14 protein-coding genes are annotated in these 12,507 nt (G+C 40.9%); 7 read left to right on the plus strand and 7 right to left on the minus strand.

All coding sequences use genetic code 11. The features are described 5' to 3' along the window. The first annotated feature begins 60 nt into the window (after positions 1-60). Positions 61-861: a DUF1338 domain-containing protein gene (locus AB4128_RS04200; RefSeq protein WP_372036990.1), complete on the plus strand. Its 801-nt coding sequence runs from the start codon at positions 61-63 to the stop codon at positions 859-861. 117 nt (positions 862-978) lie between these two features. Here the strand turns inward: AB4128_RS04200 and AB4128_RS04205 are convergent, their stop codons facing one another. The 4 genes from AB4128_RS04205 to crp form a co-directional block, all read right to left on the minus strand. Then, positions 979-2,331: an ATP-binding protein gene (locus tag AB4128_RS04205; RefSeq protein ID WP_372036992.1), complete on the minus strand. Its 1,353-nt coding sequence runs from the start codon at positions 2,329-2,331 to the stop codon at positions 979-981. Beyond that, positions 2,328-3,002, minus strand: coding sequence for a response regulator transcription factor (locus AB4128_RS04210; protein WP_055024944.1), 675 nt, complete (start codon positions 3,000-3,002; stop codon positions 2,328-2,330). Before AB4128_RS04210 ends, AB4128_RS04205 begins: the two co-directional genes overlap by 4 nt. Next, positions 2,983-3,330, minus strand: a complete 348-nt coding sequence (locus tag AB4128_RS04215) for a PepSY domain-containing protein (protein WP_055024943.1) — start codon at positions 3,328-3,330, stop codon at positions 2,983-2,985. The genes AB4128_RS04210 and AB4128_RS04215 overlap by 20 nt, the downstream gene beginning before the upstream one ends. Before the next feature lie 86 nt (positions 3,331-3,416). Then, on the minus strand, positions 3,417-4,052 hold the full coding sequence (gene crp, locus AB4128_RS04220; protein ID WP_055024942.1) for a cAMP-activated global transcriptional regulator CRP: 636 nt from the start codon (positions 4,050-4,052) through the stop codon (positions 3,417-3,419). 378 nt (positions 4,053-4,430) lie between these two features. Here crp and AB4128_RS04225 point away from each other — a divergent pair, with 378 nt between their 5' ends. Beyond that, positions 4,431-5,222 (plus strand): tetratricopeptide repeat protein, encoded by a 792-nt coding sequence (locus AB4128_RS04225; protein WP_080916792.1) that lies wholly within the window; start codon positions 4,431-4,433, stop codon positions 5,220-5,222. A gap of 255 nt (positions 5,223-5,477) precedes the next feature. Further along, complete coding sequence (locus AB4128_RS04230; RefSeq protein WP_055024940.1) at positions 5,478-5,897, plus strand: hypothetical protein; 420 nt, start codon at positions 5,478-5,480, stop codon at positions 5,895-5,897. 228 nt (positions 5,898-6,125) lie between these two features. Here the strand turns inward: AB4128_RS04230 and AB4128_RS04235 are convergent, their stop codons facing one another. From AB4128_RS04235 to AB4128_RS04245, 3 genes are all read right to left on the minus strand, one after another. Then, a complete protein-coding gene (locus AB4128_RS04235) occupies positions 6,126-7,001 on the minus strand; it encodes a phosphoribulokinase (protein WP_055024939.1) in 876 nt (291 codons plus the stop codon). Between the two features lie 256 nt (positions 7,002-7,257). Further along, complete coding sequence (locus AB4128_RS04240; RefSeq protein ID WP_055024938.1) at positions 7,258-7,512, minus strand: YheU family protein; 255 nt, start codon at positions 7,510-7,512, stop codon at positions 7,258-7,260. A gap of 4 nt (positions 7,513-7,516) precedes the next feature. Further along, entirely contained in the window at positions 7,517-8,479 is a 963-nt protein-coding gene (locus tag AB4128_RS04245; protein ID WP_372036996.1) for a hydrolase, read from the minus strand. Positions 8,480-8,659: 180 nt separating this feature from the next. Between AB4128_RS04245 and AB4128_RS04250 the strand changes: the two genes are divergently transcribed. The 4 genes from AB4128_RS04250 to AB4128_RS04265 all read left to right on the plus strand — a co-directional run bounded on the left by AB4128_RS04250 (position 8,660) and on the right by AB4128_RS04265 (position 12,485). Then, positions 8,660-9,160, plus strand: coding sequence for a TAT leader-containing periplasmic protein (locus AB4128_RS04250; RefSeq protein WP_372036997.1), 501 nt, complete (start codon positions 8,660-8,662; stop codon positions 9,158-9,160). A gap of 45 nt (positions 9,161-9,205) precedes the next feature. After that, positions 9,206-10,795 (plus strand): GMC family oxidoreductase N-terminal domain-containing protein, encoded by a 1,590-nt coding sequence (locus AB4128_RS04255; protein WP_372036998.1) that lies wholly within the window; start codon positions 9,206-9,208, stop codon positions 10,793-10,795. A 242-nt stretch (positions 10,796-11,037) separates the two neighbouring features. Further along, complete coding sequence (locus tag AB4128_RS04260) at positions 11,038-11,376, plus strand: metalloregulator ArsR/SmtB family transcription factor (protein ID WP_372037000.1); 339 nt, start codon at positions 11,038-11,040, stop codon at positions 11,374-11,376. Positions 11,377-11,468: 92 nt separating this feature from the next. Beyond that, the gene (locus AB4128_RS04265) at positions 11,469-12,485 is read left to right on the plus strand and encodes an ArsJ-associated glyceraldehyde-3-phosphate dehydrogenase (protein ID WP_372037002.1); all 1,017 of its coding nucleotides are present in this window, start codon (positions 11,469-11,471) and stop codon (positions 12,483-12,485) included. The last annotated feature ends 22 nt before the right edge of the window (positions 12,486-12,507 follow it).

The raw sequence follows: 12,507 nt of genomic DNA on the forward strand, positions 1-12,507 counted from the left end.
GTGACGCTGACTTAAGGCAATGACTTTCGGTCATTGCCTTTTTTAAAGAAGGATTTTTTTATGCACACTGACGTAAATGCATTATTTGCTGCTCTTTGGCAAGATTACATTAACATGACCCCATCAGCAGACAGCATTCACCAATTGCTAAGCAAGGGTGAGCCGATCATTAATGATCATATTGCGCTGCGCACGTTTAACATTGCTAAAGTTAATTTGTCTGTACTGGCTGCACATTTTGAGTCAATTGGTTATGTAGCTTGTGGTGACTATAATTTTGAGCAGAAAAAATTAGTTGCTAAGCACTTTGAACATCCAGATCCTAATCAGCCAAAAGTGTTTATCTCTGAACTATTAGTTGAAGAGTTTAGCGAAGCTGCACAAACTATTATTCATGGTTTAATTGATCAAGTTGATGTTGCAGATACTAAAGCAGATAACTTCTTATATTCAGGCCGTCATTGGCAAGTCGATTTGGCCAGCTATAACACCTTACTAGCAGAAAGTGAGTATGCTGCTTGGGTGGCTGCGATTGGCTACCGTGCAAACCATTTCACTGTGTCAATTAACGCATTACCTGAGTTTGAAAAAATTGAAGCCGTTAATGAAGCGCTTAAAGGTGCTGGCTTTACATTAAATACATCGGGTGGCGAAGTGAAAGGCTCGCCAGAAGTGTTACTTGAGCAATCTTCAACAATGGCTGACCGCATGGTGGTTGACTTTGCTGATGGTGAACTTGAAATTCCAACCTGTTTTTATGAGTTTGCACGCCGTTACCCAATGGCAGATGGCAACTTATATACAGGCTTTGTGGCGGCATCTGCAGATAAGATATTTGAAAGCACTAACGCTGCTGGGTAAGTCATCGACATACCAACACGTGTAATAAAAAGCCCTGGTAGTGCACTATCAGGGCTTTTTTGTAATTTAACTTTGTATTGAAAGGGCTAGAAAAGCGATTCGGCTAATACAATAAGGTTAACTTAGCGTTTTGACTTTGGGGTTATCAAACACAATCGTGACACAAAGGCCGCCAAAGCGCGCTGAGCGACTAAATGATAAAGAGTAACCATACTGCTCTATAATCTCTTTTACGATAGACAGGCCAAGCCCATGACCCATTACGCCCTCATCTAACCGTTTCCCTCTGTTAGTTAGCTGGGTTAATTGGCTATCATTGACACCCGGACCATCATCTTCGATGTATAGCGTGAGCACTTGATTAATCGATTTTATTGTTAAACTAATATTTGATTCTGCCCATTTATAGGCGTTATCGAGTAAGTTACCAAATAATTCCATTCCATCTTCTCGATGGATAGGCAGTCGAGCGATATCTGCTTCAACCTGAATGTCGCAGGTAATACTCTTTTGATGATGAACCTTATCTAACGTTGAAGTTAACGCTTCAAAGTCTCGCGGAATGACCATCTGAGCCGCTGGCAACATATCACCAGTAATTCTGGCTGCAGTGAGCTTTCGCTCAATCATATTGCGGATTTGGTCTAACTGCTGCTGCATCGCTTCGGCTGCTTCAGGGTTAGACAGACCAAGCACTTCTACCTGTTGTTGCATCACGGCTAATGGGGTTTTTAATCCATGACTCAAATTACCGAGGTTATTTCGGCTACGTTCAATTTGATTGGCAGTGTAATCAAGCAGTTCATTGTAAGTTTCAGCGAGCGGCTTAATTTCAACGGGTATTTGATTAAGCTCAAGTGCATTAATTTCACCTTGGCGTAATTTAGCTAAGGAATCTTGGATATATTTAACCGGCTTAAATGATTGGCGTAAGATAATAAAAATACCAAAAATCATCGCTAATAACATAGCGATATTGATGGCCAATTTAGTGCCAAATACTTCACTGAAGACCCGTCTACCAATACTTAAATCTTGTGCCACAGTTAACGTGGCCACTTTATCACCGCTAGTTGAGCCAATGCCTATAGATAATAACTGCATGTCATTATTTTTGGGGCCTTTGGCTTGCCACACCCGGGTTTGATTTTGCGCTAACAGTTCAATATCAAGCTGAACATCCCACAAAGAGCGTGAGCGGATCACTTGGTTGTCAGAGTTGAATTGAAAGTAGCGACCTGAGTATGCGGGTTTGTAAAAGCTGGATAATTCATTCTGATCTATGATGATTTCGCCAGAGTTGATGTGACTGGCTAGAATGATGTGCTCTAAATCTTCTTCAAGACGATTGATGATGGAGTCGTGAAAAGCTTGTCGCAGCATGGACTCAAACAAAATGAGCCCAATAACTGTTGCAATAATAATGAGTCCGCTAAGCCAAAGACTTAGCTTACTGCGGATTGAAATCATTCTACGATGCCGTGAAAGATATATCCTTGGCCACGACGAGTTTCAATAGCTGTTTTACCGAGTTTTTTGCGTAAATGGGTCACGTAAACTTCGACCACATTAGACTCTTTTTCATCATCAAACTGGTAAAGTTTGTCGGTCAGTTGGGCTTTGGACAACAACTTTTTAGGCGACATCAGGAATATTTTTAATAGTCTAAATTCCATTGCCGTTAGCTCATAATGATTTTCACCGATGTGGACTCTTTGCTCAGCTTCATCAAGTGTAATGCCGCCATAGCTTAATTGTTTTGACGCGGTATTGAGTCGGCCATGGGCACGATGGATAAGTGCTTGCACACGTGCTAATAGCTCTTGCGCATGGAAAGGTTTTGCGAGGTAATCGTCAGCACCTGCATTGAAGCCTTCTACTTTCTCATGCCACTGACTACGTGCTGTCAGCATTATTACTGGTGTGTCGATGCCTTTTTCTCGCCAAGATTCCACTAGCGTTAGGCCATTACCATCGGGTAAGCCAATGTCTAAAATGACACAGTCGTATTGTGTTTCTTTTATTAGGTAATCAGCTTCAACAGCTTTGTCGGTAACATCGGTGACATAGCCAGCTTGTTTTAGTTGTTTTTCAAGCTCAGCAACTAAAAGGGTATTATCTTCAACGAGTAGCAGTTTCATTTATTTGGCATTCACTTGGTAGTTGGTCCATTGACTCTGGCATCCCATTTGTTGCATCGAGAAATAAATGGATGACATGCCCTTTTTTTAACTTTAATTGCAAATCATAACGCCATTTATCATCCTCTTGATAGAGGCTGGCATCAATTAATTCACCATCACAGTATTGTGCAAGTAAAGTAAGGGAATAATCAAGTGATTGAATGCTACCTGATGTGACCAAGCGCTGAACTTCGTCATGTTGAAGCTCATTTTTAATTGCGTGAGCGGGTAGGGAACTGAGAGTAGTTACAATAACGCTGATAAGTAGCACAGATAGCTGCCTCATCGGAAAGACTCCCATAAAAAAAGTGATAATTAGATTTACTAATTATCACTTTAATTAATCACCCTTAAATCAAGCTGAAGCTTAACTTAACGTGTTCCGTAAACCACTATAGTTTTACCGTGAGCCTGAATAAGGTTTTGTTCTTCAAGCATTTTTAAGATACGGCCAACAGTTTCACGTGAACAACCAACAATCTGACCAATCTCTTGACGAGTGATCTTGATTTGCATGCCGTCTGGGTGAGTCATTGCATCTGGCTGTTTAGCAAGATGTAATAAAGTCTGTGCAATGCGTCCTGCAACGTCTAAGAAGGCTAAGTCACCCACTTTTTGGCTAGTGCTTTGTAAGCGGTAAGCCATTTGAGCGGTCAACTTCATTAGAATCTCAGGGTTAACCTGAATTAACTGCTTGAATTTCTTGTAAGAAATTTCAGCAATTTCACAAGGTTGTTTTGCACGAACCCAAGCAGTACGTTCTGCTTGCTCTTCGAATAAACCTAATTCACCAATGAAGTCACCTTGATTAAGGTAAGAAAGGATCATTTCTTTTCCTTCTTCATCTTTAATCAATACTGCGACTGAACCTTTCACGATGTAGTAAAGCGTATCAGATTCTTCACCTGCGTGAATCAAGGTGCTTTTCGCTGGGTATTTATGGATGTGACAGTGTGAAAGAAACCACTCCAAAGTTGGATCAGGTTTAGGCTTGCCAATCAGAGCCATGTGTATTTCCTCGATTGATAAAATGAAAGTAAGGACTAGCTAATAAAGTAATTGTACTTGACTTATGTTTACAAAACTTTGATGAAGATCGAGTTTAACATTATGAAAAATGCTGCCAGTACACTATTTAACTTATTAAATTTAAAATTTATTTTTGCTACATTAGCTAACGATGTTCATCTAATTTAGTGCGGCTTAAATTATTTATCAAGTCATCTAAGCTGTTTTATTGATAAAGTTATCCTGTTTTTTGTTCCTATGTTTGAGTCATTTACAATATTTTGCACTTAGAATTCACTTTCCATTGTTGTAAAAACCGCAATTGATAGTTATTGTTAATTCGATTATCAAAGTGAAATCGATGTCGTAGAGGTTGAAGTGAAATATTCTCAGAAGCTAGTCAATCTAGGTTTAGCATGTTCGTTATTGTTCAGTGGCGCTGCTGTATTACCTGCCCATGCTTTTTCTATACCTGCTTCGCTTGAATCACAAGCTGCTAGCAAGTTGGTACATATTCAATTACGTGCTGCAGACGGAAATGCAGATGCGCAGTTCTTACTGGGCCTGATGAGCTTGGCTGGGCGATTTGTTGATCAAGATACCAGCCAAGGCCTTTATTGGGTTGAGCAAGCTGCATTACAAGATCATATTAAAGCACAACAGACGATTGCAGATTTATCCTTTGAAGGAAACTTATTACCCCGTGACTTGGCTGTTGCTGAAAAGTGGTACCAAGTCCTTGCAGAGCAAGGTGATTCGCGAGCACATTTTCGTCTAGGCTTTATTTACTCTGCTGGTGGCGATGGTGTTGAGCGTAATTGCGGCAGAGCATTAGAGCAATTTACCCAAGTAGGCGATGCTGTAGCACTGGGAAATGTGGCTTGGATTTTAGCAACGTGCCCTGAAGAGCAATACCGAGACGGTTCACGTGCTGTGGAGCTGTCGTTACAATTACTTGAAAATAACTCTGATGATCCCACTAACTTAGATAATCTCGCTGCGGCATATGCTGAGTTAGGCGAATTTGAACTTGCTGTGGATACACAGCAAAAAGCCATTGAAGCATTAGAGAAAAATCCAACGGTGGCCCAAAGTGATGAATTTATTATGCGTTTAGAGCAATATCGTCAAAAACAAGCCTATCGTGAAATTATCCCACTGATGAATTAAATTAAGCAGCACGAGTTCGAAAGCGATTGATTATCAGTGAGGGCATAGGCACAACACTCCAACTCTCTTTCAGAACATGATGAATTAAACGACCTAAGGGTCGTTTTTTTGTATCTGGTGCTAATTAGGTGCCACTCCAAATATGTACTTAGCGATTTTCCTCTGCTTTGAATCATTATTATCTATGATTAAGGCTGCACTTGTTTTATCTAAACTGGTTTTGATTGTCCTGCACGAAATCGTTAAGGAGTTGGAATGCCAAGTAATATGAAGCTTTATCAACTCACCGTTATTTTCAGTGTGCTGTTTTCGCTTATGGGGTTTTCTTACAATGTATGGCGGATGGAAATAACAGAGAATAATAGTAATGTCAGAACGGCTTGTTTTGAGATGCTATTAGAACTTGCTGAAGTTCAACAGTTAGTATACGCAGCACATTATGACAATAACCTAGAACAAGGAAATCCACGTGTAGGCTGGGTTAAGGTTGGACTTATTGCTGATTTAAGTAGCCTAACCAATCAAGCGGTTGCGAAGGAGTCTGTCGAATTAACTCAAGTTTGGTCAACTCAGTGGCATTCAATGCACGATGATGAACAAGCAGCCAGTCAAATTGTAGAGCAGGTAGATAATGTCCGTGAAGAAATTAAACGCTTATTAGCATCATTAGATTAGGTTTCGTGTAAATTTAGTATAGTCGAGCATGAAGAGGGTTTGCTGATATGCCCAAGTGCGCTAACAGATAAAGATGGGGGAATTAACACCCATGAGCACATCAACTATCGTTCTTTCGCCTGAAATCCCGATAGCCAGAATGATAAGGGCTATGGCTTAAATCAAGCTTAACAGCAACAACTTATTTACTCATTTCAATATTAGACTTTACCATTGAAACAGAGAGTACTATTCATTCTCGGCTGTCTTCTTGTTCATTAAGTCTTTAATTAACGGGGTTAAAATCAGCTCCATAGCTAATGACATTTTGCCACCTGGCACGACTAAAGTATTCACTCGTGACATAAATGCCCCTTCAATCATGCTTAGGTAATACGGGAAGTCGACATTATTTATATCGCGAAAACGAATAACGACAAAGCTTTCGTCTAAGCTTGGGATATCTTTTGCGCTGAACGGATTAGAGGTGTCTACCGTGGGTACCCGTTGAAAGTTAATATGCGTACGAGAAAACTGCGGCGTCATATGTTTAATGTAATCGTCCATGCTGCGGACAATAGACCCCATGACTTTTTCACGGCTATGACCTCGATCAGAGGTGTCTCGAATGATCTTTTGAATCCACTCGAGATTGACGATAGGCACCATGCCAATCAATAAGTCCACATGTTTGGCAACATCAGCATCCTCTGTGACAACACCACCATGTAGTCCTTCGTAATAAAGCATGTCGGTGTTTTCTGGTAACGGATGCCATTGGGTAAATGTACCAGGCATTTGATTGAATGGGACAGCTTCATCAAACGTGTGAAGGTAACTACGTGTTTGTCCTTGACCTGTTTCAGCATAACTTTGAAAGCACTCTTCAAGTTTGACGAAATTATTGGCTTCTGGCCCAAAGTAACTGATATTACGATTTTCAGCTTGAGACTTGCGGATCAATACTTCCATTTCTGCACGGGTGAAATTATGAAAGCTATCACCTTCAATAAAAGCAGCATTAATGCCCAATTGACGAAAGATGTGGGTAAATGCAGTCGTGGTCGTGGTTGTGCCAGCGCCTGAAGAGCCTGTAACAGCAATAATGGGATGTTTTGTGGACATTTATCCTACCTAGATCAAACGTGAAAATTAGTTAAAGTTCTGAGACAGTTTACGTGTTGTCGATCTGCTCATCGTTAACACTTTCATGATTAAACTCGAAGAAAAACAGACTCTATTTATACGGGCAGAAACCTTTTAGGTCAATATTATACCAATCAAAATGAATATCTAAGCAGTCGCTAATGTATAGATTTTGAGCCACTGTTATGATTTATCTAAGGTTTAAATTGCAAAGGCATACTGAGCATGGCGAAGTTTAATCAAAGTCCGCCGTAGGGTAAATAATCTGATCTTTATGTCTTATAGCGATTGACTCATCATCCTCGCTGTACTCGACTTTTAATTCACCTTGTTTCAGTGACTGTTTGCATTTTTCAATGGCCAACTGAATTTGGTCATCATCTAATTGACCAAATGAACCATCCTCTACCTGAGTGAATAAATACTCTTTTATAAGGTTGTTGAGCGTATCTGGTGGTAACTGTTGTAAGGCTTCAAAAGGGATTAGCATAGGGTTAACTCGTCATAAAAGAGATGATTCTGGATTCTAAATAGTACTTAGGTTTCCAGGGTGTGCCGCCACAAATAAAACCGACGTGACCACCGTGATGATGAAGCTCGTATTCTACATGCTTTGATAATTCATCCTCAGAAGGGATCACTGCATCAGTCATAAAGGGGTCGTCTTTAGCGTGAATAATCAATGTGGGCTTTTGAACATGCTGCAAAAATGGCTTACCGCTAGCACGTTGATAATAGTCAAATACATCATTAAAGCCATGCAGAGGCGCAGTGACTTTGTCATCAAATAAATGAAATGTGGTTAATTTATCAATCTCATTAGCAGTCACAGGCATGGAACTCGTTAAGTGTTGTTGAGTGAGTTTTTCCTGCATTTTTTGTTGTAACTGCTTGATTAAATGTTGCTGGTAAACTGTTGAAAATCCACTTTCTAGTTTTTTAGCACAAGCTGCTAAACATAAAGGCGCAGAAACAATAACTGTTTTGTCTAATTGGCTTTGATGACCATGCTCACCTTGATATTTAGCTAATACATTTCCACCCAAACTGTATCCTACTGCTAATAATGGTGAATCAGGGTAATGACGTTTTAATTGGGATAGTGTGAAGTGAATATCTTGAGTATCACCGCTGTGATAGCTCCTAGCTAAACGGTTTGGCATACCTGAGCAGCTGCGATGGTGATGCACAACAGCACACAATTGATGATCATTGGCCGTTTGCAACATTCTGCGGACATAATGTGAGTCACTACTGCCTTCTAAACCATGCAAAATAACTAAAATCGGCTTGCCATTAACCGGTGTCGCTAACCAGTCTAAATCAATAAAATCGCCATCAGGTAACTCTTGTCTTTGACGTTTTAACTCTGGTTTGTCCACTTTGGTGAATACAGGTAAAATCGTTTGAATATGGGAGCTTACGGCCCACCAAGGTGGCATAAAACGCTTTTTCATAGGGTTATTTTATATACAGTGGTTTGTTAATATTCAAACGTGTGTTTAAATGTTGATTGAGTTCACTTTAGCATAGTTGCTTTTAAGGCAACAGATTTGGCGCGTTTCAATCAAGCCAAGAGCTTTTGAAAATGCGAGTGCACAACTCAGTAGGTAGGCAATGTCAATAAAGGGATGATAATGAAAAGAAGAACCTTTTTAACTGGAGCATTTACTGGTACCGCGGCACTGGCATTAGGCGTGAGCTTGTATACACCAGAAGTGAGTGATAGCCCTGACGACACACACCGTTTGCTATTTAGTGTGCTTATCCCTGTATTTATGGACGGAGCATTGCCAGAAGTGGCTAACTATCGTGAGGCATTTTTAAATCGAACCATTAATGCGATTAACCAAACGATTAGCGTGCTACCCACTGAGCAACAACAAGAATTATCTCAGTTATTATCAATGCTTGAGTCTCGCTTTGGCTTGCTGATTTTAACCAGTAGCATCACGCCGCTAATGTTAAGAACCCCGGCTGAGTTAAACGATATGTTAGAACAGTGGCGCCACCACTTTTTAGATATGATGCAGATAGCTTACATAGGGCTGCGCGAATTGATTGTATCGAGCTACTACGCCTGTCCCGAACACTGGGGGCGATTACATTATGCAAAACCCACCTTTCTTGATGCATAACCTATTTGATTGCAACAACAATAACAACAGATCCTGGAGTATCAAATGGCAGCAAATATTGTCGATCCAATCATCACTGGACTAAATGAAGGCTGGCAGCATATTGATGCCAACTTACTGACAGAAGACCAACATTTTGAAGCTGATGTTGTGATTGTTGGTACTGGTGCTGGTGGCGGAACCGCGGCTGAAATTCTTACCGAAGCCGGTTTAAAGGTGATCATGATTGAAGCGGGGCCGCTTAAATCTTCACAAGATTTTGATATGGAAGAGCGCACTGCTTACCCCAACTTATATCAACAAGCAGCAGCGATGAAAACCTCTGATAAAGGTATTGGTATTTTTCAGGGACGCAGTGTTGGCGGCTCAACCACGGTTAACTGGACGACTTCAATTCGAACTCCTGAAAATGCATTGGCTTTTTGGGAGCAAGAAAAATCTGTCAAAGGACTTTCATCTCAAAGCTTATTGCCTTGGTTTGAAAAGATGGAAGCAAGACTGAATATCAGTGAATGGCAATTCCAGCCCAACTTGAATAACGCTGCATTAAAAGAGGGCTGTGAAAAACTTGGATGGGAATACACTGTCATTAAACGCAATGTTAAAGGCTGCTGGAATACAGGTTATTGCGGCATGGGGTGTCCAGTCAATGCAAAGCAGTCGATGTTGGTTACAACCATTCCCAGTGCGCTAGCTCATGGTGCAACCTTGATTTCAAATGCTAAGGTTGTTGATTTAGCACATAAAGCGGATAAAGTTGACAGTCTCACTGCCCACTCTTCCAACCGCGGCAGTAAGCTCACCTTTAGTGCAAGACATTATATTTTAAGTGCTGGCGCGATACATACGCCGACAATTTTGATGCGGGCAAAGACTCCAGATCCTCATCAATTACTGGGTAAAACCTTTCTACACCCGACCTTATTATCGGGAAGTATTTTTGACAAACAAATTGATGGCCACAGTGGTGCGCCTCAGTCTATTTATTCTGATGAATTTGTATGGCGCGACGGTGCAGCAGGCGAAATGGGCTATAAATTGGAAGTGCCGCCGATTCATCCTGTGTTAATCGCATCTAAAACTATCGGCTACGGGCGAAGTCATGCAGAGTTAATGACCCACTTTAATAATTTACAGGTAATGATAGCGCTTGTAAGAGATGGCTATTCTGCAGATAGTGTTGGTGGACAAGTTAGGTTAACAGATTCAGGCTTTGCATTAGATTACCCGCTTGAAAAACCATTTTGGGACACCGCAAGACGTGCTTTTGCGACTATGGCAGAATTGCAGTTTGCTGCGGGCGCACAAAAAGTGTTGCCAATAAATGATGGCGTAGGGATGCAATTAAGCTGGAAACAAGCTAAAGAGACCATTGCGACTATGGACATAGGTTTATTAAAAACCATTGTGGCATCTGCTCATGTCATGGGAGGCTGCGCAATGGGAGAAGATAAAAGCATCTCAATGATTAACAGTGAAGGCCAGTCTCATTATTTCGAAAACTTATCAGTTATGGACGGCTCAATGTTCCCAACTAGCTTAGGCGCAAACCCTCAGCTATCGATTTATGGCATTGTTGCAAGAAATGCTACTTTATTGGCCGAACGATTGAAGCCGACAACGCCTAGTGTATAAATGAGCTATTTCATGTGAATAAAAACCGATGCCATTGCGTCGGTTTTTTTATATCAAAACAATGAGTTAATTCGATGCTTTTAACGTAGGTTATCAAACCATTTTTATCTAGCTAAAAAAGTACGTATATGGAATTGCATATATGCGTTTATCCATATATATTGTCGGCATATTATTTGATTTAACTGTGCGGCTTTTATCATCCATTTCTAGGATATGAGCCAAGTGGTGAGAGAGTGCTTATGCAACCCAATGTCTTTTTTAAATGCCTAGCTGATGAAACTCGCCTACGCAGTTTACTCCTTATTTCTGTTAATCATGGACTGTGTGTGTGTGAGTTAATGGCCGCGTTAAATGATAGCCAGCCGAAGATTTCTCGCCATCTCGCTCAGCTACGAAAAGAAGAACTGCTTGTTGATAGACGCCAAGGTAAATGGGTTTATTACCGAGTAAATCCTCAACTACCGCAATGGATACAAACTATGATTGCTCAAACTGCTGAGTCTAATAGTGAATTTATTGCCAATGATGTAAAACGATTGGCCGAGATGCCTAATCGACCTAATGAAATGTGCTGCTAACGTTGCTTAACGCACATGCAGCGCAATGATGAATACACTGGGCTGTAAAACCAACACGACAAATTACGATGAATGAATTAAGAAGGTGACTTATGACAATTAAAGTAGGAATTAACGGTTTTGGCCGTATGGGACGTTTATCTTTTCGTGCTGCGTTTGATTGGGAAGATGTTGAGTTTATCCAGATTAACGATCCTGCTGGTAATGCTGCGACGTTAGCGCATCTGGTTAACTTTGATTCTGTCCATGGTCGCTGGGAACATGAAGCTATCGCCAATGATAATGTTATTGAGGTTAATGGTCATAAAATCACTTGTACAGCGAATAAAGCGATTGCAGATACCGATTGGTCTAAATGTGATGTGGTGATTGAAGCATCAGGTGTGATGAAGACCAAAGCAAAATTACAAGCTTATTTAGATCAAGGTGTAAAACGTGTTGTGGTTACTGCTCCAGTAAAAGAAGACGGTGTGTTAAATGTCGTTATGGGCGTAAACCACCAAGATTACGATAAAGCTATTCACCCGATTGTTACCGCTGCATCATGTACTACAAACTGTTTAGCACCAGTGGTTAAAGTGATTCATGAATCACTTGGGATTGTGCATGGTTCAATGACAACGATTCATGACATTACAAACACCCAAACAATCCTTGATGCACCCCATAAAGATTTACGTCGTGCAAGAGCGTGTGGCATGAGCCTTATTCCAACAACAACGGGATCGGCTACGGCAATCACTCATATTTTCCCTGAATTAAAAGGGCGCTTAAATGGTCACGCTATTCGTGTGCCATTAGCCAATGCTTCAATTACAGATTGTGTGTTTGAAGTGAGCCAAAATACCACGGAAGCGGAAGTTAACGCATTATTGAGTGAGGCTGCAGCAGGCCCTCTAGCGGGGGTGCTGGGTTATGAAACAAGACCACTTGTGTCTATTGATTATAAAACTGATCCTCGTTCAGCAGTTATTGATGCTCCATCGACCATGGTGGTAAATGGTACTCAAGTAAAATTATACGTGTGGTACGACAATGAATGGGGCTATGCAAACCGCACCGCAGAGTTAATGCGTTTAGTGGGTTTACAAGATAAAGCTAACTCCTAGTCAATTTGGGAGCGGATAGAGT

It is taken from the genome of Shewanella sp. 10N.286.52.A9, from assembly GCF_041468985.1.
GTDB lineage: Bacteria > Pseudomonadota > Gammaproteobacteria > Enterobacterales > Shewanellaceae > Shewanella > Shewanella japonica.